Annotated in this window: 24 protein-coding genes; 10 read left to right on the forward strand and 14 right to left on the reverse strand. The window is 59.2% G+C overall.

The features are described from left to right. Positions 1–72: 72 nt before the first annotated feature. Entirely contained in the window at positions 73–1,125 is a 1,053-nt protein-coding gene (gene ltaE, locus SANT_RS13540; RefSeq protein ID WP_025422825.1) for a low-specificity L-threonine aldolase, read from the forward strand. Here ltaE and SANT_RS13545 read toward each other — a convergent pair. Then, positions 1,087–1,935 (reverse strand): N-acetylmuramoyl-L-alanine amidase, encoded by an 849-nt coding sequence (locus SANT_RS13545; protein ID WP_025422826.1) that lies wholly within the window; start codon positions 1,933–1,935, stop codon positions 1,087–1,089. The genes ltaE and SANT_RS13545 overlap by 39 nt on opposite strands. Before the next feature lie 145 nt (positions 1,936–2,080). On the opposite strand from SANT_RS13545, the gene SANT_RS13550 reads away from it, so the two are divergent. The 5 genes from SANT_RS13550 (at position 2,081) to artM (ending at position 5,715) form a co-directional block, all read left to right on the forward strand. Next, complete coding sequence (locus SANT_RS13550) at positions 2,081–2,632, forward strand: lipoprotein (protein ID WP_025422827.1); 552 nt, start codon at positions 2,081–2,083, stop codon at positions 2,630–2,632. A 208-nt stretch (positions 2,633–2,840) separates the two neighbouring features. Further along, positions 2,841–3,569 (forward strand): arginine ABC transporter ATP-binding protein ArtP, encoded by a 729-nt coding sequence (gene artP / locus SANT_RS13555; RefSeq protein WP_148296293.1) that lies wholly within the window; start codon positions 2,841–2,843, stop codon positions 3,567–3,569. 20 nt (positions 3,570–3,589) lie between these two features. After that, positions 3,590–4,321, forward strand: a complete 732-nt coding sequence (gene artJ, locus SANT_RS13560) for an arginine ABC transporter substrate-binding protein (RefSeq protein WP_025422829.1) — start codon at positions 3,590–3,592, stop codon at positions 4,319–4,321. Positions 4,322–4,330: 9 nt separating this feature from the next. Beyond that, a complete protein-coding gene (gene artQ, locus SANT_RS13565; RefSeq protein WP_025422830.1) occupies positions 4,331–5,047 on the forward strand; it encodes an arginine ABC transporter permease ArtQ in 717 nt (238 codons plus the stop codon). Then, on the forward strand, positions 5,047–5,715 hold the full coding sequence (gene artM, locus SANT_RS13570) for an arginine ABC transporter permease ArtM (RefSeq protein WP_025422831.1): 669 nt from the start codon (positions 5,047–5,049) through the stop codon (positions 5,713–5,715). Before artQ ends, artM begins: the two co-directional genes overlap by 1 nt. A gap of 82 nt (positions 5,716–5,797) precedes the next feature. Here the strand turns inward: artM and rlmC are convergent, their stop codons facing one another. The 8 genes from rlmC to rimK form a co-directional block, all read right to left on the reverse strand. Continuing rightward, positions 5,798–6,946, reverse strand: coding sequence for a 23S rRNA (uracil(747)-C(5))-methyltransferase RlmC (rlmC, locus tag SANT_RS13575; protein ID WP_025422832.1), 1,149 nt, complete (start codon positions 6,944–6,946; stop codon positions 5,798–5,800). 62 nt (positions 6,947–7,008) lie between these two features. Further along, positions 7,009–7,506 carry a YbjO family protein gene (locus tag SANT_RS13580; RefSeq protein WP_025422833.1) on the reverse strand — a complete coding sequence of 166 codons (498 nt, stop codon included), beginning with the start codon at positions 7,504–7,506 and terminating at the stop codon, positions 7,009–7,011. Positions 7,507–7,576: 70 nt separating this feature from the next. Beyond that, positions 7,577–8,422: a putrescine ABC transporter permease PotI gene (potI, locus tag SANT_RS13585; RefSeq protein ID WP_025422834.1), complete on the reverse strand. Its 846-nt coding sequence runs from the start codon at positions 8,420–8,422 to the stop codon at positions 7,577–7,579. Next, the gene (gene potH, locus SANT_RS13590) at positions 8,419–9,378 is read right to left on the reverse strand and encodes a putrescine ABC transporter permease PotH (RefSeq protein WP_025422835.1); all 960 of its coding nucleotides are present in this window, start codon (positions 9,376–9,378) and stop codon (positions 8,419–8,421) included. Before potH ends, potI begins: the two co-directional genes overlap by 4 nt. Positions 9,379–9,392: 14 nt before the next feature. After that, positions 9,393–10,529 carry a putrescine ABC transporter ATP-binding subunit PotG gene (gene potG, locus SANT_RS13595; RefSeq protein ID WP_025422836.1) on the reverse strand — a complete coding sequence of 379 codons (1,137 nt, stop codon included), beginning with the start codon at positions 10,527–10,529 and terminating at the stop codon, positions 9,393–9,395. Positions 10,530–10,655: 126 nt separating this feature from the next. Next, positions 10,656–11,765 carry a spermidine/putrescine ABC transporter substrate-binding protein PotF gene (potF, locus tag SANT_RS13600; protein WP_025422837.1) on the reverse strand — a complete coding sequence of 370 codons (1,110 nt, stop codon included), beginning with the start codon at positions 11,763–11,765 and terminating at the stop codon, positions 10,656–10,658. 710 nt (positions 11,766–12,475) lie between these two features. After that, the gene (locus SANT_RS13610; RefSeq protein WP_025422839.1) at positions 12,476–12,955 is read right to left on the reverse strand and encodes a YbjN domain-containing protein; all 480 of its coding nucleotides are present in this window, start codon (positions 12,953–12,955) and stop codon (positions 12,476–12,478) included. Between the two features lie 244 nt (positions 12,956–13,199). Then, positions 13,200–14,090, reverse strand: coding sequence for a 30S ribosomal protein S6--L-glutamate ligase (rimK, locus tag SANT_RS13615; RefSeq protein WP_025422840.1), 891 nt, complete (start codon positions 14,088–14,090; stop codon positions 13,200–13,202). A gap of 284 nt (positions 14,091–14,374) precedes the next feature. Between rimK and SANT_RS13620 the strand changes: the two genes are divergently transcribed. After that, the gene (locus tag SANT_RS13620) at positions 14,375–14,641 is read left to right on the forward strand and encodes a GrxA family glutaredoxin (RefSeq protein ID WP_025422841.1); all 267 of its coding nucleotides are present in this window, start codon (positions 14,375–14,377) and stop codon (positions 14,639–14,641) included. Positions 14,642–14,717: 76 nt separating this feature from the next. On the opposite strand, the gene SANT_RS13625 is transcribed toward SANT_RS13620, so the two are convergent. Continuing rightward, the gene (locus SANT_RS13625; RefSeq protein WP_025422842.1) at positions 14,718–15,086 is read right to left on the reverse strand and encodes an inner membrane protein YbjM; all 369 of its coding nucleotides are present in this window, start codon (positions 15,084–15,086) and stop codon (positions 14,718–14,720) included. Positions 15,087–16,763: 1,677 nt separating this feature from the next. On the opposite strand from SANT_RS13625, the gene SANT_RS13635 reads away from it, so the two are divergent. Beyond that, positions 16,764–18,047 carry an HAAAP family serine/threonine permease gene (locus SANT_RS13635; RefSeq protein WP_025422844.1) on the forward strand — a complete coding sequence of 428 codons (1,284 nt, stop codon included), beginning with the start codon at positions 16,764–16,766 and terminating at the stop codon, positions 18,045–18,047. A gap of 132 nt (positions 18,048–18,179) precedes the next feature. Here SANT_RS13635 and SANT_RS13640 read toward each other — a convergent pair whose 3' ends face one another. Continuing rightward, positions 18,180–19,373, reverse strand: a complete 1,194-nt coding sequence (locus SANT_RS13640; RefSeq protein ID WP_038668579.1) for a serine hydrolase — start codon at positions 19,371–19,373, stop codon at positions 18,180–18,182. Between the two features lie 531 nt (positions 19,374–19,904). On the opposite strand from SANT_RS13640, the gene SANT_RS13645 reads away from it, so the two are divergent. After that, the gene (locus SANT_RS13645; protein ID WP_025422846.1) at positions 19,905–20,531 is read left to right on the forward strand and encodes a glutathione S-transferase; all 627 of its coding nucleotides are present in this window, start codon (positions 19,905–19,907) and stop codon (positions 20,529–20,531) included. A gap of 14 nt (positions 20,532–20,545) precedes the next feature. Here SANT_RS13645 and SANT_RS13650 read toward each other — a convergent pair whose 3' ends face one another. Next, positions 20,546–21,661, reverse strand: a complete 1,116-nt coding sequence (locus tag SANT_RS13650) for a PQQ-dependent sugar dehydrogenase (protein ID WP_025422847.1) — start codon at positions 21,659–21,661, stop codon at positions 20,546–20,548. Between the two features lie 246 nt (positions 21,662–21,907). On the opposite strand from SANT_RS13650, the gene SANT_RS13655 reads away from it, so the two are divergent. Further along, positions 21,908–22,738, forward strand: a complete 831-nt coding sequence (locus SANT_RS13655; protein WP_025422848.1) for a 5'-nucleotidase, lipoprotein e(P4) family — start codon at positions 21,908–21,910, stop codon at positions 22,736–22,738. A 75-nt stretch (positions 22,739–22,813) separates the two neighbouring features. On the opposite strand, the gene gsiD is transcribed toward SANT_RS13655, so the two are convergent. Together gsiD and gsiC are read right to left on the reverse strand one after the other, a co-directional pair. Then, positions 22,814–23,719: a glutathione ABC transporter permease GsiD gene (gene gsiD / locus SANT_RS13660; protein ID WP_025422849.1), complete on the reverse strand. Its 906-nt coding sequence runs from the start codon at positions 23,717–23,719 to the stop codon at positions 22,814–22,816. A gap of 9 nt (positions 23,720–23,728) precedes the next feature. Then, entirely contained in the window at positions 23,729–24,649 is a 921-nt protein-coding gene (gsiC, locus tag SANT_RS13665) for a glutathione ABC transporter permease GsiC (protein ID WP_025422850.1), read from the reverse strand. Positions 24,650–24,655: the final 6 nt, after the last annotated feature.

Consider the following 24,655-nt stretch of genomic DNA (forward strand, 5'->3'; position numbering starts at 1 on the left):
GGGATTGCCGTTTGCCGCAGTGCCGGGCCCCCTTGAGCGGCCTTCGGTCCAATACGTTAGGATGGGATTAGCATGATTGATTTACGCAGTGATACCGTGACCTTGCCCACCGACGCAATGCGTCAGGCAATGGCCGCCGCTGAAGTCGGCGATGATGTGTATGGCGACGATCCCACGGTAGCGGCGCTCGAGGCCGACGGCGCGCGGCTGGCCGCCAAAGAGGCCGCGCTGTTTTTCCCCAGCGGCACCCAGGCCAATCTGGTGGCGCTGATGACCCATTGCCAGCGCGGCGAAGAGTATATCGTCGGGCAAAAAGCCCATAATTATCTGTTCGAGGCGGGCGGCGCCGCGGTGCTCGGCAGTATCCAGCCGCAACCGCTGGACTTTGCCGATGACGCGACGCTGCCGCTGGACAAAGTGGCCGCCGCCATCAAACCGGACGATTTTCATTTCGCCCGCACCCGGCTGCTGAGCCTGGAAAATACCCACAACGGTAAGGTGGTCCCCCAGGATTATCTGCGCCAGGCGTGGGCATTGACCCGCGAACGGCGGTTGGCCCTGCACATCGACGGCGCGCGGGTGTTTAACGCCGCGGTAGCGCAGGGCATTGCCCTTAGCGAAATAAGCCAATATTGCGACACGCTGACAATATGCCTCTCCAAGGGGTTGGGCGCCCCGGTGGGATCGCTTCTGTGCGGCAGCGAAGACTACATCGCCCGCGCCAGGCGCTGGCGCAAGATGGTGGGCGGCGGAATGCGCCAGGCGGGTATTCTGGCCGCCGGCGCACGCTATGCGCTGGCGCATCATGTGACCCGTCTGCAGGAGGACCACGATAACGCCCGCTGGCTGGCGCAGCAACTGGCGCAACTGGGGGTCGACATTGTCGCGCCGGGCGCGCAGACCAATATGTTGTTTATCCGCCAGTCCGCCGATTTAGCGGCCAGACTGACGCCCTGGATGCGCGACCACGGTATCATTATCGCCTCGGGTACCCTCACCCGGCTGGTGACGCATCTCAACGTCAGCCGCCAGGACCTGGAGAAAGTGGTTGACCGTTGGCGCGAGTTTCTCGCCCACCATGACAAATTAGCCGCCGCGCCGCTCACCGGCGTCTATTTCCAATAACGCCTGCAGGACCGCCAGCGTCTGAGCATCCGGCAAGCCGCGGTAGTCGCTGGGTCGATAATGCATCTGAAACGCCCGCAGCGCCCGACGCTGCAGCGTTTGCGGCATATCGGGCGTGACGTCATAGCCCAGTTGCGCCATACCGCGCAGTATCGCCGCCGCCGGTACCGGCGCCTGCGGGTCGCGGCCCGCCAGGAAGTAGCGCACCCGTGCCGCCGGCGGCCAGACGCCAATACCTGCCGCCGCCAGTTGCTGCCAGGGAAACAACGGGCCTGGGTCCTGCTTGCGTCGCCAGGCGATGTCGCTGTGCCCCACGACATTGAGCGGCGTGATGGGATGGCGGCGCAGAATGTCGCGACACAGCGCCACCACCACCGCCACCTGCTGCGGCGGCCAGGGCGCCCACTGCAACGCGCCGTCGGCGCCGCGTCGGTAGCCGTCGTTTTCCATTTCGATGCCGATGGAGGTATCGTTAAGATGCGTGCGTCCGCGCCAGCTGCTCTCTCCCGCATGCCAGGCGCGGCGCGATTCATCCACCAATTGCAGTACCGTCGGCGCCCGGCCGTCCTGCGGCACGGGCACCAGATAATGGGCGCTGACCGGGCCCTGGGCCAGCGTGGCCAATGAGCGATCGAAGTCGTCAGCGGTATAGTGCAGCACCAGCACCGTAATGCGGTCATCCTGACTGCGCGCCTGATGCGACGTGTCCAGCCGGTAGCCGCGCGGCTGACAGCCGGCCAGTAGCCATAGCGCCATAAACAGCGTAAATCCCAGGGGGCGCCACGGCGCGCGCGGGAAGAAGGGTGACATAAGGTTCCTCATTTCACGGGCCCGGGGGGCGGCCACCGGGGCGGGCAACCCCCTGCGCAATAGCACGGCGGGTGCTACAACCCCCTGATAATTATCTATACTGTAGAAGAACAGGCTCCCTTACACTTCACTTTTAAGGCCGACAATGAAAAATAAATCGCTGGTCCTGTTTCCCGTGATGCTGGCCCTCAGCGCGTGTAGCGCGGTCGACCCCGCCTATCCTGACGTGGGCAGCCGCAGCGCGCCCTGCGTGCAGGGCGGCCCCGATAGCGTGGCGCAGCAATTCTATGATTTGCGTCTGCAACAGGGCAATCAGGGCAAACCTGATGCCGCCACCCTGGCCCGCTATCGCCCCTATTTGAGTACCGCGCTGTATCAAAGTCTGGCCGAGGACGGCCACGGTACGCAAAAGCTGGCGCGTTTGCCGGCGATGGACATTTTCAGCGGCGACAGCCTGGGCCCTACGTCGGTGACGGTGCGCAGCGCGTCGCGTATCCCCAATACCGACGCTAAAAATATCCCGCTGCGGGTCGCTATGTCGCGGCATCAGGCCGGCGACCGGCCGGATGTCGCTTGGCAGGCCGAAGCGCTAATGATCCGTGAAGGCACCTGCTGGGTGTTGGACGATGTGCGCTACCTGGGGGCCGCGCCGCCCGCGACGGCCGGTACGCTGCGCCAAACGCTGGAGACACGTTAACCTGTCTGTTTCGCCCCGGCGCACCGGGGCGCTATAGCGCGTTCGCGCCCCCCTGAAGCATAACCCGACGGAAAAACGGCCGTTGCTGCTGCTTTGTACTGTCATTCGTATTATTATCTTCCTAATTGTAAATTTTCAACGTGGTGGATTGCATCGACGCTGGCGCGACGGTACCATCTGCCCCCCAATGGCTATTCAGTTTATTCGCATGAGTATTCAACTTAACCGCATCAACTGCTTTTATGGGGCGTATCAGGCGCTGTTCGATGTCACCCTGACCTGCCCGGCGGGTGAGACGCTGGTATTGCTCGGCCCGAGCGGCGCCGGGAAAAGCTCGCTGCTGCGCGTGCTTAACCTGCTGGAAATGCCCCGCGACGGTGAACTGGATATCGCCGGTAATCATTTCGACTTTCGCCGCACGCCGGACGTGAAGTCTATCCGCGCGCTGCGCCAAAATGTCGGCATGGTGTTTCAGCAATACCATCTGTGGCCGCATCTGACGGTGCGCCAGAATCTGATTGAAGCCCCTTGCCGGGTCCGCGGCCTGGACCGTCCGGCGGCCAATGCCCGCGCGGACAATTTGCTGGCGCGCCTGCGGTTGCAGGATTATGCCGATCGCTTCCCGCTGCATCTGTCCGGCGGCCAACAACAGCGTGTGGCTATCGCCCGCGCGCTGATGATGGAGCCGCAGGTGCTGCTGTTCGATGAACCGACGGCGGCGCTGGATCCGGAAATCACCGCGCAAATCGTCAGCATCATTCGTGAGCTGGCGCAGACCGGCATCACCCAGGTGATCGTCACCCATGAAGTGGAGGTGGCGCGCAAGACTGCAAGCCGGGTGGTGTATATGGAAAACGGCCGCATTGTGGAACAGGGCGACGCCAGCCATTTCACGCAACCGCAAACCGCCGCGTTTGCGCAGTATTTATCGCATTAATCTTTTCGGGAATCACACCAATGAAAAAGACCGTTATTGCCGCGCTGCTGGCCGTTGTATCCACCGGCGTTAGCGCCGCGCAAACCGTGCGTTTCGCCACCGAAGCCACCTATGCGCCGTTCGAGTTTGTCGGGGCCGACAATAAAATCCAGGGCTTCGATATCGACCTGGCCAATGCGCTGTGTAAGCAGATGGAAGTGGAGTGTACATTTACCAATCAGGCGTTTGACAGCCTGATCCCCAGCCTGCGCTTCCGCCGCTTTGACGCCGTGATTTCCGGTATGGATATCACCCCGGATCGTCAAAAGCAGGTCGCGTTCACCCAGCCCTATTATGAAAATTCGGCGGTCTTTGTCGCCCAGAAAGGCAAATTCACCGATTTGGCGTCCCTGGCCGGCAAACGCGTCGGGATGCAAAACGGCTCCACCCATCAGAAATACCTGATGGATAAACACCCCGAAATCACCGCGGTGCCCTACGACAGCTATCAGAACGCGATCCTGGATCTGAAAAACGGCCGCCTGGACAGCGTGTTCGGCGATACCGCCGTGGTGAACGAATGGCTGATGAAGGACGCAAGCCTGGCGACCGTCGGCGAAAAAGTGACCGATAAAGCCTATTTCGGTACCGGCCTCGGTATCGCCGTGCGGCTGAATAATACGGCGCTGGTAGATAAGTTCAATCAGGCGCTGGACAAGGTCAAGCAGGACGGTACCTATCAGAGCCTGTATCAGAAATGGTTTAAGCAGTAAGTTACTTTGATGACGGAACTCTACCCCATCGCCACCGCCGCGGGCACGACCCTCGGCCTGGCGCTGTGCGCGCTGGTCATTGGTCTACTATTGGCCATGGGCTTTGCCGCGCTGGAATCGGCGCGCTGGCGCTGGCTTGCGTTGAGTGGGACCGCGCTGGTCACGTTGCTGCGCGGTCTGCCGGAAATCCTGGTGGTGCTGTTTATCTACTTCGGCGCCTCGCAGCTGCTGGTGACGCTGGCGGATGGCGTTACCTTGTCTTTGGGATCATTGCGCTTCTCGCTCGCGCTGCCCATCGACAACTTCGATGTCAGTCCTTTTCTCTGCGGCGTCATCGCGCTGGCGCTGCTGTATGCCGCCTACGCCTCGCAGACCCTGCGCGGCGCGTTGAAAGCCATTGCGCAGGGTCAGTGGGAGTCGGGGCAGGCGCTGGGCATGAGTAACGGCGCAACGTTTTTTCGGGTGATTCTGCCGCAAATGTGGCGCCACGCCCTGCCCGGTCTGGGAAATCAGTGGCTGGTGCTGTTAAAGGACACGGCGCTGGTGTCGCTGATTAGCGTTAACGATCTGATGCTGCAAACCAAAAGTATTGTTAGCTTTACGCAACAGCCGTTTACCTGGTATCTGCTGGCGGCGGGGGTCTACCTGGTGATTACGCTGTTCAGCCAGGCCGTCCTGCGCGCCTGCGAAAGGCGCGCCACGCGATTTGACAAGAGGGCATCCTGATGGCCGGTTATTTGCTGGCGCTGCTGCCCGGCCTACCGGTCAGCCTGTCGCTGACGGCGGCCGCGGTGCTGGTGGCGCTGTTGCTGGCGCTGCTGTTTACCCTGATCCTCTCGCTGCGTACGCCGGTGCTCTCGCCGCTGGTGACGGGGTATATCACGCTATTTACCGGCACGCCGCTGCTGGTGCAGATTTTCCTTATCTATTATGGACCGGGTCAGTTTGCCTCCCTGCGCGACATCCCCTGGCTCTGGTCGCTACTGTCACAGCCCTGGTTATGCGCCATGGTAGCGCTGGCGCTTAACAGCGCGGCCTACAGCACGCAATTGTTTGCCGGCGCGATGCGCGCCATTCCTGATGGTCAGTGGCAGTCCTGTGCGGCGCTGGGCATGAGTCGGTTCCAGTCGCTGCGGCTGCTGATGCCGTTTGCCATCAAGCGCGCCCTCTCCTCTTACTCCAACGAAGTGGTGCTGGTGTTCAAAAGCACCTCGCTGGCCTATACCATCACCCTGATGGACGTGATGGGACAGAGTCAGCTGCTTTATGGCCGGACCTATGACGTGATGGTGTTCGGCGCGGCGGGGATTATCTATTTGTGCGTCAACGGCGTGTTGACGCTGCTGATGCGCACGCTGGAGCGGCGGGCGCTGCGCTTTGAGCGCCGCAACTGATTTCCGGCGGCGGGCGCGCTGACCGCACCGCGTTAAGGGGATACGGCCAGCCCGCCTCTGACACTGGCGGGCGGCCGCGGACTTAGCCTGCCGCTATCGGCGTCGCCGCGCGGCGCTCCAGCAGCACCAGCGTTTCATAATGGGCGGTATGAGGAAACATATCGAATAGCCGGACGCGGCACACCCGATAATCCTCCAGCTCGCCGAGATCCCGCACCAGCGTCGCGGCCTGGCAGCTGGAGTACAGGATCCAGCGCGGCGCCGTGGCGCTAAGCCAGGCGCACAGGTCATGGCCGATGCCGCGCCGCGGCGGATTGACCAGCACCAAATCCGGCGCCTCGCCGTTTTGCACGGCAAATTGGGTGGAATCCAGCGCCTGAAACGAAACCTGCTCCAACCCTAATTGATGTGCCGACTGACGCGCGCTGGCGATGGCCTCCGCGCTAATTTCAATGCCGGTCAGCTGCATGCCGGGACGGCAAAGGTGCAGGCCGAAGCAGCCCACGCCGCAAAACAGATCCCAAAGCCGCGTCACCGGCAGCGCGGCGACCCAATCGCGGGCGGTAGCGTACAGGCCGGCGGCGACCTGTGGGTTGGTCTGGAAGAAGCTCTTCGGCCGAATATACAGCGGTACCTGGTTAAGCCGCTCCTCCAGCGCACGGTCCGGCGTCAGCACGATTTCCCGCTCCCCTTCGAGGACCGCCATCGGTACCGGCTGTAGGTTGACCGAAATCACCCGCAGCTGCGGCAAGCGCGCCTGTAGCCAGGGCAAGGCCGCGCGTAACTGCGCCAGCTTGGCCTCGGAACGCAGCACAAAGCGCAGCATCATCGCGCCATCATGGCGGCTCTCGGTCAACAGCAAGAATTTGAGTTCGCCGCGCCGACGCGCCACATGGTAAGGCGTCAGCCCCGCGCGCGGGATAAACTGTTTCACAACGGCGAACACCGGCGCAAAACTGGCCGGATAAAGCGGACAGGCGCACAGGTCCACCCCGCCATCGGCATCGGCAATGCCCAGTAGCGGCCGCTCAACGCTGCCGCTCACCACCATTTTGGCTTTATTGCGCATCCCCTGCGGCGCGGAGCCCATCGCCGGCTGCCAACCGTCGTCGGGTACGGCAGGCAACAGCGCGGCCAGCCGGCGCTGTTTTTCCGCGAGCTGCTGGCCATAGGGCATGGCAAGCCACTGGCAAGAGCGGCAGCGTTCGGAGGTGAAAAGTTCGCAATGCATGGGCGGTTTCGGATATTGGCAGGCAGAACGGGGGCGCATTGTAGCACCGCCCCCGCGTCAAATCATCTACGGCGGGCGAAAAAACGGCGGCTGGACGGGGCACCGAACAGCAGCGCGATAATCAGCAGATCCGGCAATTTCAGCATCAACACCTCATAGCTGATTTGCCCGGCGCTGTCGCCCGGCAGCATAAACATTTCCGGATAAAAACCCCGCCAGGTGGCGAAAAACAGATAGAGGGCGCTTATCATCTGGCAGCCTAAATAGCACCAGCGGGTCCAGGGCACGGCGCGCATGACACCAAAGCCGCAGCGGATTTCGATGAATACCATGGTCAGGCTGGCCAGGAAGAGGCCGGTCAGATCCCAAGCGCGGCTGCTGTTGCTGACAAAACTGTGCATCCCGTTGACGCCAAACGCATTAAACAGCAGCACCACGTCCAGACAACGAATGGTAATTAGCGCGATCCCGGCTATCATCACCGCCACCGGCGTGCCGATGGGCACCCGAACCCGGGGCCGGGCGCCAATGGTGGTGCTGTTTCTCAGTATCTCCGACATCGCCTCTCTCCTTCATGCTCGCGCCGTTTGCCGCCGGCGCACTCCCTAAGATTAGCAGCGATTCCGTTTATCAGCCACGCGCGGCGCGCTGACGATCGCGCTGATGCTGTTTTTCCTTACGGGACATCAGCCACCAGGCAATAAGGCCTATCACCCCCACCACCGCTAGGATGAGCGTGGCCAACGCATTAATCTCCGGATTGACCCCCATGCGCACGCTGGAGAAAACCAGCATCGGCAGCGTGGTGGAGCCGGGACCGGCGACGAAACTGGCGATAACCAGATCGTCAAGGGACAGGGTAAACGCCAGGAGCCAGCCGGAGATGATGGCCGGGGCGATCATCGGCAGCGTAATGATGAAAAACACTTTCACCGGGGTCGCGCCTAAATCCATCGCCGCCTCTTCGATCGACTGATCCAGCTCGCGCAGGCGCGAGTTCACCACCACCGCCACATACGCGGTGCAAAAGGTGACATGCGCCAGCCAGATGGTAAACATACCGCGCTCGGCGGGCCAGCCTATCGCGTGCCCCAGCGCCACAAACAGCAGCAGCAGGGACAGACCGGTTATCACGTCCGGCATCACCAGCGGCGCGGTCAGCATAAAGGCAAACCCGCCGGCGCCGCGAAAACGGCCAAAACGGACGATCACCACCGCCGCCAGGGTCCCCAGCACCGCCGCCATGGTGGCGGTCGACGCCGCCAGGGTCATACTCAGCGTCACGGCGCTAATCATCGCGTTGTCATGCACCAGCACGTGGTACCACTGGGTGGACCAGCCGGCCCAGACCGTGACCAGCCGCGAACTGTTGAAGGAATAAATCACCAGCATCAGCATCGGCGCGTAGAGAAAGGTGTAGCCCACCAGCAAGATCACGATGCGCCAGGGCGAACGGACCACCGGTAACTGATTCATCGCTGATCCCCCATGGCTTTGTTCTGATGTTTATGGAACCACATGATGGGCGCTATCAGCAGCACCAGCATCACCACCGCCACCGCCGAAGCCACTGGCCAATCGCGGTTATTGAAAAACTCCTGCCACAAGATCCGTCCGATCATAATACTGTCGGGCCCGCCGAGCAGCTCGGGGATCACATACTCCCCCACCGCCGGAATGAAGACCAGCATCGAACCGGCGATAATGCCGCCTTTGGTGAGCGGCACAATAACCTGGAAGAACGTTTTCAGCGGCCGCGCGCCCAGATCCAGCGAAGCTTCCACCAGCGAATAATCCAGGCGGGTCAGCGCGGTATAGATAGGCAGGATCATAAAGGGTAAATAGGCGTATACCACGCCAATATACACCGCGAGATTGGTGTGCAAAATGACCAGCGGTTGGTCGATAACCCCAAGCCACATCAACACATTATTCAGCACGCCGTTATTCTTTAAAATGCCCATCCAGGCATAGACCCGAATCAGAAACGAGGTCCAGGAGGGTAAAATCACCAGCAGCAGCAAAATATTACGCGTCGATGCCCGGCTGTGCGCCACCGCCCAGGCCATGGGATAGCCCAGCAGCAGGCAAAAGAAGGTCGACACCGCCGCGACCTGCAGGGATTGCAGATAGGCTTCGATGTAGAGCGGATCGTCCAGCAGCTGCATGAAATTGGCGAGGTTGAGCGAAACGGTCAGCGTACCGTCCAGCCACGCAACCAGATCGGTATAGGGCGGAATGGCGCGCGCCATTTCGGCCAGACTGATTTTAAAGACAATCAAAAACGGCAACATAAACAGCAGCAGCAGCCACAGGTACGGCAGAAGAATCACCGCCTTGCGGCCGTGGGCCATCTGCAAGCGCGTCAGCAGGCCCGGGATCACCACGCGCCGCGCGCCGCCGATCGGCGATTTAGGGTTGGCGTTGGACATACAATTCCCCTCCCCTAGACGGTAAGCACAATACAGCTATCCGCATCCCAGCACAGGTTTACCTGGTCGCCCCAGGTGGGCGCGCCCTTGCGGTAACGGTGGGCATTGGTCAGCTGGGCGCTGATAATCTGGCCGCTGTTCAGGCGGACGTGGTAAATGGACAAATCCCCCAAGTAGGCGATATTGATCACTTCCCCGACGGCGAAGTTACAGCCGTCCGCCGGCGCGCCCTCGCACAGCATAATTTTTTCCGGCCGCAGCGCTACGTGAACCGGCACGCCGTCCACCACCGAAACATCGGTATTGACCCGCAGCGGAGACAGCAGGCCCGGGCTTTGCAAAATCAGCGCATTGTCGGAACGCGCTTTAAGCAACCCCTCGAACATATTTACCGAGCCGATGAATTCGGCGCTGAACCGGCTGTTGGGGTGCTCATAAATTTCCTCCGGCTCGCCGATTTGCACAAACTTGCCGCGGTTCATGATGGCGATACGGCCCGCCATGGTCATCGCTTCTTCCTGATCGTGGGTGACCATGACGCAGGTCACGCCGACCCGCTCAAGAATGTCCACCACTTCTAGCTGCATGCGATCGCGCAGTTTCTTATCCAGCGCGCCCATCGGTTCATCCAGCAGCAGCAGCTTGGGCCGTTTGGCCAGGCTGCGCGCCAGCGCCACCCGTTGCCGCTGGCCGCCGGACAGCTGATGGGGTTTACGCGCCGCGTATTCCTGCATATGCACCATCGCCAACATCTCATCCACCCGCTGTTTTATCTCCGCGCGCGGCAGCTTGTCCTGTTTCAGGCCGAAGGCAATATTCTGCTCCACCGTCATGTGGGGGAACAGCGCATAGGATTGGAACATCATATTGATCGGACGCTGATAGGGCGGCGTATGGGAGAGGTCCTGACCATCAAGAACAATGGCGCCGTGAGTCGGCGTCTCGAATCCCGCCAGCATCCGCAGCAGAGTGGACTTGCCGCAGCCGGAAGCCCCCAACAGGGCGAACATCTCCCCTTTATAGATAGTCAGACTGACATCATCCACCGCCATCTGTCCGTCAAAGCTTTTGGTCAGATTGCGGATTTCCAGCAAAGGCGTCACCATTTTGCGGGCGCTGTTGGACGGCGGACGGGGTAGTGCATCGTTCACTAACATCACTCTCCGGTATCGGCGGGGACAGCGGACCGGCTCGGCCGGCGCATTGCCGCGAACAAAGCATAACAGGCGGGGGTGAGCCGCCTGTCGGTTAAGGTAAGCGTAGCGTAATTCGCCGGGTTATTTGCCGCTTTTTACTTTCGTCCAGGAGCGGGTAATCACGCGGTCGATTTTCGGCGGCTGCACTTTCAGGGTAAACAGTTTGGCGCGCACCTCCGCCGGCGGGTAAATACCTGGGTTGTCACGCACTTCCGGGTTTACCAGCGCCGTGGCCGCTTTATTGCCGTTTGCGTAAAAAATTTGATTGCTGGCGTCGGCAATGACCTGCGGCTCCAGCAGATAGTTGATGAACTGGTAGGCTTCATCGAGGTTTTTGGCGTCCGCCGGAATAGCCAGCACGTCAAAGAACGCCAGCGCCCCCTCTTTCGGAATCGAATAGGCGATATTAACGCCGTTTTTCGCTTCCTTGGCCCGGTTGGCGGCCTGCATCACATCACCAGCCCAACCGATGGCGACGCAAATATCACCGTTGGCCAGATCGTTAATGTACTGCGAAGAGTGGAAGTAGCGAATGCTCGGCCGCAGTTTCAGCAGCAAATCGGTGGCCGGCCCGGTGTAGTCGGCAGCGTTGTCGCTGTTGGGGTCTTTACCCAAGTAGTTGAGCACCGTTGCGTAAATCTCGGAAGGAGCGTCGAGGAACGAGACGCCGCAACTTTTCAGTTTCTCCAGGTTCTCCGGCTTGAGCACCAGATCCCAGCTGTTAACCGGCGCATCTTTGCCCAGCACCGCCTTCACCTTATCGACGTTATAGCCGATGCCGGTGGTAGCCCACATGTAGGGAACGGCATATTTATTATCGGGATCGTGGCGGCTGATAAGCTTGAGCAACTCTGGGTCGAGGTTTTTGTAATTGGGCAGTTTGCTCTTATCCAGCGGTTGGAATACCCCGGCCGACAGCTGGCGCTCCAGGAAACTGGCGGAGGGCACAACGATATCGAAGCCGGTGCTGCCGGCCATCAGTTTCCCTTCCAGCACCTCATTGGAATCGAAAACGTCATAGACCACCTTGATGCCGGTTTTCTTTTCAAAATCAGGCACCGTATTCGGCCCGATATAGTCCGACCAATTATACACGTGCAGCGTTTTCTGCTCCGCGAACGCAGAGGCGGAAACGGCCATCAGTAAGCCGGCAATCGCACCGGTAAGCCATGTTTGACGTTGGGTGAACATCCGTTACTTCCTCCCTAAACCTTCATCTAAAGGCGGCGTTAATGTCGCTGCACCGATCCCGCCGATTGGCAATAAGCGCGAGCCCGGCATTCAAGGGTGGCCCGTGCGGTAAAACCGCCGCTCAACGGCCGGTGGCTTGCGCGAGGCGGCGCCGCGGTTGCACGCGCTAACCTCCCGCGTCAGACGCCCGCAGAGCCGATCGCCAGCATAACCGTACAGGCGTTCCCGCGCCAGTATTCGGCGTAAAAAACGACTTTAAGTGATTAATTATGCATTTCCCCGCATTTTCGGGCGTAACCGGCCGGCGTAAGGCAAATAAAATAGCGCATACTGTCCCTTAGGCAGTATAAAGGAATACGACACTTGCGATCGGCAGGATAACACCTTGGCGCGGCCGATAGGACCATCGGCCATGATGCGGCCAATCAGGCCGCGGGCCGGGCGGCAGCGGTTAAGCCTGGGGTAATGCAACACGCGACGGTGGTAGGAACGGGCGGAACGCGGCAGACCCGATCGCGGGCCGGGCGGCAGCGGTTGAGCCTGGGGTAATGCCACACGCGACGGTGGTAGGAACGGGCGGAACGCGGCAGACCCGATCGCGGGCCGGGCGGCGGCGGTTAAGCCTGGGGTAATGCCACACGCGACGGTGGTAGGAATGGGCAGAACGCGGCAAACCATGAGGTATGCCGGGCACGCGGACCCGAGGCGAGTTAATGAATCACCGGCGTTGAAGGGGCATGGGCGTCGCTGTCGTCCTCTTCACCCATAAATAACAGATCGTTGGCGCGCGCCTCCATAATCAGCATGGAAATCTGCTCCTCCGCCTGCTGCATAAAGTGGCGAAACTGGCCGAGGGTCACCCCGGCGGCGCTGACCAGGGCCTGGCAGGCCACAAGTTTGGGCAAGTTGTCGTCTTGAATATCGATGAACGCTTTCACCGTCAGCGAACTGGCGTTGATCTGGCTCAAATCCCCCACCAGGGCGATAAGGGCCGTCGGCCGTACCTCCGCCATAGCGGAAAACAAGATGACATTGTCAACCAGATCGACCTTGGCATCAAAAATACCGTCGAAATTCTGCATATGCGGCAAGTGCAACGCCTGGCAAGAGTCACATTCATAGAATGATAAATTCAGCTTCTCCAGCCAGCGCCTCAGGATATCCAGATCCGGTACGACAAGTGAATCCATATAAGGCCAACCTCTTCTCTAGTATGAAACGGGGCATAGCTTACGGAATAATAAATAGTAGCGCTATGGTCAAATGCAGCAATTTCACCTTCCCTTACCGGAGATTGGCGACGACGAGACAAATCCGGCCGCCGCTGACCGCGTCGGCCGGGGAACAGGCGATTGATTTTTAAGCAATCCCCAGGCGCGCGGCGGCGACGACGCCCCGCGCGCCGGTTTTATCCGAAAAACGGGTTATTCTAGCTTACCGGCAGGGTCGAGCGGCGAGACGGGCTTCAATAAAGGCGATCATCAGCGTGGCGATATCGAGATCGCTCGCGGTTTCTATGCCTTCCAGCCCCGGTGACGCATTCACCTCCATGATCAACGGCCCCCGCTTTGCGCGCAGGATATCCACGCCGGCCACGTTCAGGCCCAGCGTTGCCGCCGCGCGAATCGCCATCGCCCGCTCCGCCTCGCTGATGATTACCGGCCGCGCGCTGCCGCCGCGATGCAAATTGGAACGAAAATCGCCCGCTTTGGCCTGGCGCTCAATCGCCGCCACGACTGTATCGCCTATCACCAGACAGCGGACATCGCGCCCATCGGCTTCGGCGATAAACTCCTGCACCAGAAACTGCGCTTTCAGGCCGCGAAACGCGTCGATGAGGCTTTCCGCCGCCTGTCGGGTCTCCGCCAGCACCACGCCTATCCCCTGCGTCCCCTCCACCAGTTTGACCACCAGCGGCGCGCCCCCCACCATCGTTATCAGATCGCCGGTATCGTCCGGCGAGTCGGCAAAACCGGTGATAGGCAGGTCAATCCCCTGGCGCGCCAGAAGCTGTAGCGAGTGCAGTTTGTCGCGCGCGCGGGTAATGGCGGCGGACTCGTTCAGGGCATAGCTGCCCAGCATCTCGAACTGGCGCAGCACGGCGGTACCGTAAAAGGTCGTCAAGGGACCGATACGCGGAATGACGGCATCGTAAAACTTAAGCCGCCGGCCGCGATAGTGAATCGAAGGGGCCGCGCTATTGATATTCATATAACAGGAAAGCGGATCGATAATGTCGACCTTATGGCCTCTGGCCTGAGCGGCTTCGCGCAGCCGGCGGCAGGAGAACAGGGTCCCATCGCGGGAGAGAATGGCTAGTTTCACACTTTATCCAGGCAAAATATCGCGTTGGCGACATCATAATCCCCCCGCCGGCGGGGGTCGAGAAAAGATTCGGGCGGCGCCCGGGGCTACCACAGGGCAGCGTTGCGCCCGCGGTTCACGCCCCGCGGACGCCCGCTTGACGCCAAAGATTGGCTACGGCCATGAAATCGAGAGGTAATTTCTGCTTTTTTTTACCCGCCGGGGCAGGCATAGTGAATCGCGGCAAAACAGCGGCGTACGTCGCGCTTGCCGTTTCGATATTCGTTCATGTAAGAGGAGTGGTTATGTTTGCAGTCATTTTCGGTCGTCCGGGTTGTCCTTATTGTGTTCGCGCTAAATCGTTGGCTGAAAAACTGACCGCGGAACGGGATGACTTCACCTACCGTTATGTTGATATCCACGCCGAAGGCATCTCCAAGGCCGATCTGTCCAAAACCGTTGGAAAACCGGTGGAAACGGTGCCGCAGATTTTTGTCGATCAAATTCATATTGGCGGCTGCACCGATTTTGAAGCCTATGCCAAGGAAAATCTGAGCCTGTACCCGTCCTGACGGCGGCTACCGCCCGCCGGTGGGGTGCTTTCACCCGGTGGGACGTCGGCGCCACGCCGCCGTTTCAGCCGGCGCTTCAATGGGCCGGATGGTGCATCAGCATCCCGGCGAAGCAGCAGCCCAGCGCGCCAAAACCGCACCAGAACACGGCGCTCAACAGATAAGTCAGCTGATGCCACAGGCTGTAGCCGGTCGTAACGCCGATATTGAACAGCAGCCAACAGACCGCCGCGGCCAGCAGTGCGCCCAGCGACGGGTAAACCAGCTTATTGTTGCCCGCCAGCAGTGCGCCGAGTATACCGGGCAGCATAAACAGCAGCAGGCCGAATTGCCCGCCGTGGCCCTCTGCGGCCAAGGACAGCAGAGCGGTTTTTTGACTGATGAAAATAAGCACAAAAACCAGCGAGCTGACCGCAATGCCCGCGTTATACCGATGAATCGCCATAGTTGCCTCCCTCATAGATACCCGCCACGATGGCGGCAATAATGCCTGTTTCCCGGTGAAAAAAAGCAAGCGCCCCCGGGTGGCGGGGGCAGAAATCCCGGCAGACGGCCGTTACGCCCGTCTGACTTTTGGCATTCATGTGCCTGTATGCGCGTCGCAGCAAGTAACGTCGCGGGAGGTCAGGCAAGCCTGGCCGCCGGTGAGATTGGTCAAGTAAATTTAACGGTTAACTTCAACTATATCAAGGCGTTGCAGGTAAAATATCGGTTACGCGTTCGGGTAAATCCGGTCATATTTTTGTTACGGCGCGCTGCAAAAGTGTTAGTGATTTGCTGCCGGGCGCGGGCGTCAATGGCGGTGACGACAGTGCAACGTCCCGCCAACACGATAAAAGGATTGAGCTTTTCCCCTGTTAACCCGATGGCCCAACGCCATCAACGCCGGCGCTATTTTTTCCGGCGACGTCCCCGGGGGTTATTTACTGGTTAACGGACTGTCACCGTTTTTGAGGGACTTTTGCCCCGGCGAGCGCAATTTTCGGAAATTTCCCTAATACATGGACGTTCAATCAGGCAGGGGCATTGGGCAAGTGTGGTCCGTCGCGCTACGGCTATGACCGCCAGTCAGGTTCAGTTACCTTGTCAAGCAAGGAGTGCGGCAGTCGCCAGACGCCGTGGCGACAACGTTACGCAAGCGTCACCCTCAGAAGCGGGTTAGGAGTGTTTGCTGTCAGGCCGCGCGGGCCGCGTGGGTCTCGAGGGATCCCGCCGACAGGCTTAGGCCGATAGCGGCCGCGTTAAGCAGCCGATGATAGCCGGACCCGCGCCGCCGATACGCGGCGGCTTAACGGAGAGTAAAAAATTATTTCTCGCGGCGGCAGAACTTTTGCCCCGCCTCCCGGTCTTACTTTATGCCACTGCTTTTCTTTGATGTCCCCATTTTGAGGAGCCCGAGCGTCCCGCCTATTAGGTTCAAGACGCTCGGGTTTTTTATTTTGCTTCGTCCCTGTCCTTTTATCATCCTCGCCGCCGCGACTTCCTTGGCCGTAATATCGATTTGCGTTACACCAATAGACACGGCGAGCGTCAGCAACTTGCGCCAAACGGTCGCGTCACAGGCACTAACCCGTCAATAGCGACCGTACAAGGCGTGTTATCAACCAAACAAAGCCAGCATTTTATGCGCTGTTGTCCTTATTGCACAATTAATCACCACAACTGGGGTGTATTTTCTTCACGTGATATATTTCCCGGAATAGCGTCCCGTTATGCGTATTATTTAGCCACTCTTCATGACACGTAAATTTTACATGTAACCTGCGCAATTAACAAAAAATAACCTAGAGACGAAAAAGAGAAAACTAAATTTTAACCTATTGAAATATAAGCACTACCTTTAAACTTTTATAGCATGAACGCCAATGTATTCGCTCATTGATTGACTCATGCCAGAGAATATTATGCCATAATCGGTTATTGCAATTAAATATTCGACCGGTGTCAAAAAAAATGGCATTAACGCTGGCAGTGGCAAATAAACGCATTATTATTCCCCCGAAGATTTTCGATAAATCCAAGACGGATAATTGAACCACCTCAATATAATTATTCAAAACAGAGTAACGGCGGCGGCGAGAATTTATTGCCCGCCAGCCTTTGCGTTTTATTCGGAGAATTTATGGACATAACAAAAGCTTCCCCCGCGCGGGCTATCCCGTCCGACGCGGCCTGGCGCAAAACCGATACGGTATGGATGTTGGGACTTTATGGCACGGCTATCGGCGCCGGCGTTTTGTTCCTGCCCATTAATGCAGGTATCGGCGGGCTGCTGCCGCTGCTTATCATGGCGCTTATTGCCTTTCCCATGACCTTTTTCGCCCACCGGGGCATGACGCGGTTCGTGCTGTCGGGCAACGGTAAATGCAACGACATTACCGATGTGGTGAAGGAGCATTTCGGTAACCGCATGGGTAACCTTATTACGCTACTGTATTTCTTCGCCATCTATCCGATCCTGCTGGTCTACAGTGTCGCTATCACCAATACCGTCGAGAGTTTCATCGTGCATCAGCTCGGCTACAGCGCGCCGCCGCGGGCTTTGCTGGCGCTGCTGTTGATAGTGGGGCTGATGATGATTATCTGGCTCGGGAAGGACATTATCGTCAAGTCAATGAGCGTGCTGGTGTTCCCTTTCGTCGCGGTGCTGGTGTTTTTGTCGTTCTATTTAATTCCGTACTGGAGCGGCGCGATATTTCATGCGCCGCTGGTGCAGCCGCAGGCCGACGGCGGCGGGCTGCTCAGCACCCTGTGGTTAGCGGTGCCGGTCATGGTGTTTTCCTTTAATCATTCCCCTATCATCTCGTCATTCGCCATGTCTAAACGCGAAGAATATGGCGATGCGGCCGAATCGAAATGCTCCCGCATCCTGGCCTGTAGCCATGTAATGATGGTGTTGACCGTGATGTTTTTCGTTTTTAGCTGCGCTTTAAGCCTTTCGCCGGAAAACATGCAGGAGGCCAAGGAGCAAAATATTTCTATGCTGTCGTATCTGGCCAACCATTTTGATAATCCCTTTATCGCCTCGCTCGGGCCGATTATCGCTTTTGTCGCCATCGCCAAATCCTTTTTGGGGCACTATCTCGGCGCCAGCGAAGGGTTTAGCGGGCTGGTAACCTCGGCCCTGCAGGCGCGCGGCAAGGAAATTTCCGCCGGCGCCATGGGCAAGATAACCGCCGTATTCATGCTCTTGACCGCTTGGCTGGTCGCCACTATCAACCCAAGCATTCTCGGGATGATTGAAACCTTGGGCGGCCCGGTTATCGCCATGCTGCTGTTCTTGATGCCGATGTACGCCATCAACAAAGTGCCCGCTATGGCGCGCTATCGCGGATTGGCGAGCAATTATTTTGTTTGGGCGGTTGGGCTCGTCGCGCTGACCGCGACCGTCTATAAGCTCATGTGAGGCGTTGCGCCGGCGATGTCTGTCTAAAGCGGCAGCGTCGCCCGACGGCACAGCGCCGGCGCAATCAGCCGACGGGCGCTAACGGGAGGCGCCCGCGGCGGTGCCAGCGTCGGCAGATTGCATAGGCGGAGTTTAGCTGAACAAACCGTGGATCTTCAGTAAGATCCAGTCCCACAGCGTGCGGAAAATGCCGCCTTTCTTCACCTCCTCCATCACCACCAGCGGGCGCTGCTCGATGACATTGCCGTCCAGACTGAAGTTGATGGTGCCCACCACCTGATCCTTGGCCAGCGGCGCTTCCAGATGCGGGGAGGAGAGCGTGAAGGACGCCTTCAGGTTTTTCAATTGCCCTTTCGGCAAGGTAATCGCCGCATCCTGCGCGACGCCTAAATTCACCTGGCTGCGATCGCCAAACCACACCCGCTGTTGAGTAAAGGGGCGGTCTTTCGGAATAGGCATCACGGTTTCATAAAACCGGAATCCCCAGGTCAACAACTTCTCACTCTCGCGAAAGCGAATACCATCGGTCGGCGCGCCCAGCACCACGGAAATGAGCCGCATGCCGTTATCGGTGGCCGACGCCACCAGATTGTGACCGGCGCCGCTGGTATAACCGGTTTTCACGCCATCGACGGCCAAATTACCGCTCCACAACAGACGATTACGGTTAGGCTGTTTGATTTTGTTGTAGGTGAACTCTTTCTCTTTGTGCAGCGCGTACTCGTCCGGCGCATTGCGAATCAGCGCCTGGCTGAGAATGGCCATGTCGCGCGCGGTGCTGTACTGCCCTTGCGCATCGAGGCCGTGTACCGTCAGAAAATGGGTGTTCTTCAGCCCCAGCGCCGCGGCGTACTGATTCATCAAACTGACAAAGGCGTCCTGGCTACCGGCAACGTGGTCCGCCAGCGCGATGCTGGCGTCATTGCCGGATTGGATAACAATACCTTTATTGAGATCATCGACCGTCACCTGTTCGCCCGGTTTCAGGAACATCAGCGACGAGCCGCGCAGAACCGGATTGCCGGTGGCCCAGGCGTCTTTACCGATCGTCACTTTGTCCGCCGGATGAATTTTGCCGGCCTTCATCGCCTGCCCAATGACATAGCTGGACATGATTTTGGTGAGGCTCGCGGGGTCTAGGCGCTGATCGGCATTGGCTTGTGCCAGCACCTTGCCGCTTTGGTAATCCATCAGGATATACGCGCGGGCGTTGATTTCCGGCGCGGCGGGCGGGGCCTCAGCGGCGTGGGCAACAGGGATGGCAAGAACCAGTAAGGTGCCCAAAGCAAGGGCATAACGTTGAGTGCTGAAAACAGGTTTCATCATGACGAGGCCAGAGTATCCATTCAATAAGAGTCACCGCGGGTAATCCGGTGGCGGATGTTGCGCGCATGGCCGGCAGGGGCCGCGCGCATGTCTATATCATGTTCTAGCAAATCTACTCTAATCGAAACCGTTTAACTTTGCCGCATTGGCGCGCGCCTGTCAGCCCTTTTATTGTCAATTTTTTCAGCGACCACGCGGTATTGAGGAAATAAAACCCTTCCGGCGCGGGCAATTGATTAAACGCCGCTAATACGTCACAGTATAAGAATTATTAACTAATAACTCCATTTGCAATCAAATAGATTGCAAATAGACATAATCAGTCAAGCCGGCGGCATCCCCGCGCCGGACGAGGCATCATCACCTGCGTAGCGTCCAAGAACCCGCCCGCGCCGTCTGCCGTGTTTTCTGGCGATCGGCGCGCGGCCGTCGGCGCCGCGGCTTGGGCAGGGCACATCGCTGAACGTAGCCTACCCGCCGTAATTGCCGACAGGAAAAGCGTAACAACCATCATTTCGCTGTGGAGGCGTTATGTTAACGATTTGGGGTCGTGAAAATTCGGTCAACGTCAAAAAGGTACTGTGGTGCGCGGCGGAGCTGCAGCTGGTGTTTAATTTCATCCCGGCGGGGGGCCAATACGGTAAGAATCAGGATGCCCCCTTCTTGTCGCTGAATCCCAACGGGCTGGTCCCCTGCCTGCAGGATGATGAAAACGATTTGGTCCTGTGGGAATCCAATACCATTGTACGCTACCTCGCCGCTCGCTACGGTCAGGATGTCTGGCTGCTCAGCGATGCCGCGGAGCGGGCGCGCAATGAAAAATGGATGGACTGGACGCTGTCGTTACTGGCCCCCGCGCTGCAGCCGCTGTTTGTCAGCCTGGTGCGCACGCCCGCCAAACAACGCGACCCGGCGGCCATCGAGCGCGGTATTGCGGCCTGTGAGAAGCTGTTCGCCATCGCCGACGGCGCGCTGGAGAAGCAGCCGTGGTTTGCCGGCGACGCTTTCGGCATTGGCGATATTCCTCTCGGATGCCTGGCCTATAATTGGTTCAACCTGGCCATTGAGCGGCAACCCCGCCCGCGCTTGGAGGCCTGGTATCAGGCGTTGTGCGAACGAACGGCCTATCAACAGCGGGTCATGCTGCCGCTCAGTTGAAGCCGGCGCGCGACTTAGTCCTCCTCCAGGCCCACCCGCAACAGCTTACCGTTGCGATCATCGGTCAGCACATAGAGGTAACCGTCGGGGCCGGCGCGGACATCGCGGATACGCTCGGCGCGATCCGTAAGCAAGCGCTGCTCCGACACCACATCGTTTCCCTTCAGGCTAAGGCGCAACAGCGCCTTGGTTTTTAGCGCGCCGATGAACAGCGAATGGCGCCAGGCGGGAAAGCGCTCGCTCTGATAAAACGCCATTCCGCTTACCGCCGGTGAATGTTGCCAAAACCAAACCGGCTGATCGGTCCCCTCGACGATGCCGCCGCGCGCCTCGGGGATCTTCAACCCGGAATAATTGATGCCATAAGTGGCGATCGGCCAGCCGTAATTGGCGCCTTTATGCAGGATATTTATTTCGTCTCCGCCGCGCGGGCCGTGTTCATTCTCCCACATATCGCCGGTCCAGGGATTCATGGCCAGCCCCTGCGGGTTGCGGTGGCCGTAGGTCCAGATTTCCGGCCGCGCGTTCTCCTGATGCACAAAGGGATTGTCCTCCGGCACCTCGCCGTTGGCGTGCAGGCGCACTACTTTGCCCTGATGCTTGCTGAGGGACTGAGCGGTGGGGCGGCGATTGTTTTCCCCCAGGCTGATATAGAGCATGCCCTGGCGATCAAACGCCAGCCGGCCGCCGAAATGCTCGCCGCTGGACAGTTTCGGCCCCTGGCGAAAAATGATGTTGAAATCGGCGAGATGGCGGTTGTCTTCCGACAGACGACCATAGCCGACCGCGGTGCCCGCATCCTGTTTGCCCTGCTCGGCGAAGCTGAGGTAAATCCGTCGGGATTGGGCGAAATCCGGCGCGGGCAGGACGTCGAACAGCCCTCCCTGCCCGTGGGCATACACCGCCGGCACGCCGCTGATCGGCGGCGACAGCGACGCACCGGGCTGCCAATAGCGCAACCGGCCCGGTCGTTCGGTGATAAGCATCCCGCCGGCATCGTTTAGAAACGCCAAAGACCAAGGGTGTTCCAAACCGCCGAGTACTTCCGTGACCTGGGTGCGGGCGGCATTGGCCGCCAGGGGCAATCCCAGCAGGCCGGTGGCAAATAACAAAACGAGCAACCCTCGCATGGTGAATTCTCCCGGTGACATGATGTGTTAAGCGTAGAAATGTTGCGTCGGATCCGCGACAGCGAAACGGCGGTTTTACATTTACTGACACAGGACTTTCCTCGTCGCGGGCTTTTACTATTTATAATTAATAACTAGCGTGTTATTAATTATTTAAGGCTTTTATTGCACAATAGGATTATTTGCGCCGGCGTGACGCGTCACGCAGCGGCGGTGGATGATGTTGGGAAAGCAACAGGAGTGACAATGCAGAGGTTAACCCGCGGTATCGCCCTACTCGCCCTTGGCTGCCTAATAAGCGGCTGCGCCCCGCGTCAGCCACCCGCCGCGACGGCGTCGACGGCCCAGGCGCAATTGACCAGTCAAACGGTCATGGCGGTGAACTGGATGCAGCAATCCGGCGAAATCAGCGCGCTCGCCTATCAGGCGTTTAACAGCGCCCAAACGGCGTTTTTACAAGCCAAGGCGCGGCCGGGGATGAAGAAAGCCGTGGTGGTGGATTTGGATGAAACCATGATCGACAACAGCGCTTATGCCGGTTGGCAGATTAAACACGCGCAACCGTTTAGCGAGCAAACCTGGAGTCAATGGACCCAGGCGCGCGAAGCCAAAGCCATGCCGGGCGCCGTGGCCTTTTCCCAATTCGTGGCCCAGCATGGCGGACGCATGTTTTACGTCTCCAACCGCGCGCAAGCGGATTTCGTCGCCACCGTGGATAATCTGAAAGCGCTGGGCTTTGCCGACGTGACGCCGCAAAGTCTGCTGCTAAAACCCTCCAGCGGCAGTTCCGACAAAACCGCCCGCTTCCACGAGGTGGAGCAGCAGGGCTACGACATTGTCGTCTATGTCGGGGACAATCTGAACGATTTCAGCGGCGAGCCCTATCACCGGCTTAATAGCGAACGTCGGGATTTCGTCAACCGTCATCAGGGCGATTTCGGCCGTAAATACATTGTGCTGCCTAACCCGAGTTACGGCGATTGGGAAGGCGGGCTGTCGAAGGATTATTGGCCCGCCAGCGATGAGCAGAAGCTGAAAATCCGCGCCGAGCGCATTGATGCCTGGGACGGCAAATAACCCGCGTCGCGCCTCGGCAGACGCGGTCGGCCCGCGCCGCGCCGGGTGACGCCGGCGCGGTCATCGCGCGGCCCCTCAGCCCTTTAGCCGCGAGTCCAGCGCATCGCGTAAACCGTCTCCCAGCAGGTTAAACGCCAGGACGGTCAGAAATATCGCCAGACTGGGGAATAGCGCGACATGGGGCGCAACGACCATATCGGCCCGCGCTTCATTAAGCATCGCGCCCCATTCCGGCGTCGGCGGCTGTGCCCCGAGCCCGAGGAAGGACAGACTGGCGGCGGTAATGATCGACGTGCCGATACGCATCGTGAAAAACACCACAATGGACGACAGCGTGCCCGGCAGAATATGGCGCAGAAGAATGGTCCTGTCCGTCGCGCCGATACTGCGGGCGGATTCGATATAGGTCTGGTGCTTGAGCACCAGCGTATTGCCACGCACCAGACGGGCGAAAGCCGGGATGCTGAAAATGGCCACCGCGACAATCACATTCGACATGCCGCTGCCCATGATCGCCACCACCGCAATCGCCAGCAAAATACCCGGGAAGGCGAACAGCACATCACAGATACGCATGATAATGCGGTCCCAGGCGCCTTCATAATAGCCGGCCAGCAGGCCGAAAAAGGTGCCGGCGGCCATCCCGATAATGACTGAAAACACCCCCGCCGCCAAAGAAATGCGGGCGCCCATCAGTATCCGGCTAAAAATATCCCGTCCCAGCGAATCCACCCCCAGCCAGTGAACGGCCGAGGGCCCCTCGTTCAGGCGGTCGTAATCGAAGTAGTTTTCGGCGTCAAACGGCACCAGCCAGGGCGCCAGCAGCGCCGCAATAATGAGCAGCACCACGAATATCCCCGCCGCCACCGCCACCGGCTGCTGGCGGAAGCGACGCCAGAATTCGCGCCAGGGCGTGCGTATACGCTGGGGAGCCACCGTGGGCATCGCCGCCAGCGCGGCGTTGCGTCGCCAAAATTGCATCACGTTTCGTTACCTGTAGCGAATGGAGGGGTTAATGGCGGCATACAGCATGTCCACCATCAGATTAATGAGGATAAACTCCAGGGAAAACAACAGCACCTCGGCCTGGATAACCGGATAATCACGCAGCGTGACCGAATCCACCAGCAGACGGCCCAGGCCGGGCCAATTAAATACCGCTTCCACCACGATCGATCCCCCCAGCAGGAACCCGAATTGTAAACCCATCATGGTCACCACTGGGATCATGGCGTTGCGCAGGCCGTGCTTAACCACCACCAGACTCTCGCGCACCCCTTTGGCACGGGCGGTGCGCATATAATCTTCTTGCATCACTTCGATAAACGAAGCGCGGGTAAAACGCGCCATAATCGACGCCACCGCCGCGCCAAGGGTAATCGACGGCAGGATATAGTGGCGCAGCGAGTCCGCCCCGACCGTGGGTAGCCAGCCCAACTGCACCGAGAAAATTTGCATCAATAGCATGCCGAGCGCGAAAGCGGGAAAGGAGATACCCGATACCGCAAGCGTCATCCCTAATCGATCGGGCCAGCGGTTACGCCACACCGCGGACAGAATGCCCAGCGACATGCCAAAGATAACTGACCAGACCATACTGGTCACGGTCAGCCACAGCGTGGGCATAAACCGGCTGCTTATCTCGCTGCTTACCGGTCGCTTGGAAACCATCGAGGTACCAAAATCGCCCCGCACCGCATGGGTGAGAAAGCGCCAGAACTGCGTCGGCAGCGGTTGATCCAGCCCGAGATCGTGGCGCACCAGAGCCACCACCGACGCATCCGCTTCCGGCCCCGCCGCCAGCCGGGCGGGATCGCCCGGCAACAGATGGACAAACCCGAACACCAGCACCGCCACAATCAGCAGCGTCGGGATGAGCCCCAACAATCGCTTGATGAAATAATTCAGCATAACGGC

Origin of the sequence: Sodalis praecaptivus (genome assembly GCF_000517425.1) — a bacterium.
Taxonomy (GTDB): Bacteria; Pseudomonadota; Gammaproteobacteria; order Enterobacterales; family Enterobacteriaceae; genus Sodalis_A; species Sodalis_A praecaptivus.

Bases quoted from the DNA above. Each gene is read 5' to 3' on its own strand.
- ltaE (WP_025422825.1), top strand. From the start codon at position 73: ATGATTGATTTACGCAGTGATACCGTGACCTTGCCCACCGACGCAATG.
- SANT_RS13545 (WP_025422826.1), bottom strand. From the start codon at position 1,935: ATGTCACCCTTCTTCCCGCGCGCGCCGTGGCGCCCCCTGGGATTTACG.
- SANT_RS13550 (WP_025422827.1), top strand. From the start codon at position 2,081: ATGAAAAATAAATCGCTGGTCCTGTTTCCCGTGATGCTGGCCCTCAGC.
- artP (WP_148296293.1), top strand. From the start codon at position 2,841: ATGAGTATTCAACTTAACCGCATCAACTGCTTTTATGGGGCGTATCAG.
- artJ (WP_025422829.1), top strand. From the start codon at position 3,590: ATGAAAAAGACCGTTATTGCCGCGCTGCTGGCCGTTGTATCCACCGGC.
- artQ (WP_025422830.1), top strand. From the start codon at position 4,331: ATGACGGAACTCTACCCCATCGCCACCGCCGCGGGCACGACCCTCGGC.
- artM (WP_025422831.1), top strand. From the start codon at position 5,047: ATGGCCGGTTATTTGCTGGCGCTGCTGCCCGGCCTACCGGTCAGCCTG.
- rlmC (WP_025422832.1), bottom strand. From the start codon at position 6,946: ATGCATTGCGAACTTTTCACCTCCGAACGCTGCCGCTCTTGCCAGTGG.
- SANT_RS13580 (WP_025422833.1), bottom strand. From the start codon at position 7,506: ATGTCGGAGATACTGAGAAACAGCACCACCATTGGCGCCCGGCCCCGG.
- potI (WP_025422834.1), bottom strand. From the start codon at position 8,422: ATGAATCAGTTACCGGTGGTCCGTTCGCCCTGGCGCATCGTGATCTTG.
- potH (WP_025422835.1), bottom strand. From the start codon at position 9,378: ATGTCCAACGCCAACCCTAAATCGCCGATCGGCGGCGCGCGGCGCGTG.
- potF (WP_025422837.1), bottom strand. From the start codon at position 11,765: ATGTTCACCCAACGTCAAACATGGCTTACCGGTGCGATTGCCGGCTTA.
- SANT_RS13610 (WP_025422839.1), bottom strand. From the start codon at position 12,955: ATGGATTCACTTGTCGTACCGGATCTGGATATCCTGAGGCGCTGGCTG.
- SANT_RS13620 (WP_025422841.1), top strand. From the start codon at position 14,375: ATGTTTGCAGTCATTTTCGGTCGTCCGGGTTGTCCTTATTGTGTTCGC.
- SANT_RS13625 (WP_025422842.1), bottom strand. From the start codon at position 15,086: ATGGCGATTCATCGGTATAACGCGGGCATTGCGGTCAGCTCGCTGGTT.
- SANT_RS13635 (WP_025422844.1), top strand. From the start codon at position 16,764: ATGGACATAACAAAAGCTTCCCCCGCGCGGGCTATCCCGTCCGACGCG.
- SANT_RS13640 (WP_038668579.1), bottom strand. From the start codon at position 19,373: ATGATGAAACCTGTTTTCAGCACTCAACGTTATGCCCTTGCTTTGGGC.
- SANT_RS13645 (WP_025422846.1), top strand. From the start codon at position 19,905: ATGTTAACGATTTGGGGTCGTGAAAATTCGGTCAACGTCAAAAAGGTA.
- SANT_RS13650 (WP_025422847.1), bottom strand. From the start codon at position 21,661: ATGCGAGGGTTGCTCGTTTTGTTATTTGCCACCGGCCTGCTGGGATTG.
- SANT_RS13655 (WP_025422848.1), top strand. From the start codon at position 21,908: ATGCAGAGGTTAACCCGCGGTATCGCCCTACTCGCCCTTGGCTGCCTA.
- gsiD (WP_025422849.1), bottom strand. From the start codon at position 23,719: ATGCAATTTTGGCGACGCAACGCCGCGCTGGCGGCGATGCCCACGGTG.
- gsiC (WP_025422850.1), bottom strand. From the start codon at position 24,649: ATGCTGAATTATTTCATCAAGCGATTGTTGGGGCTCATCCCGACGCTG.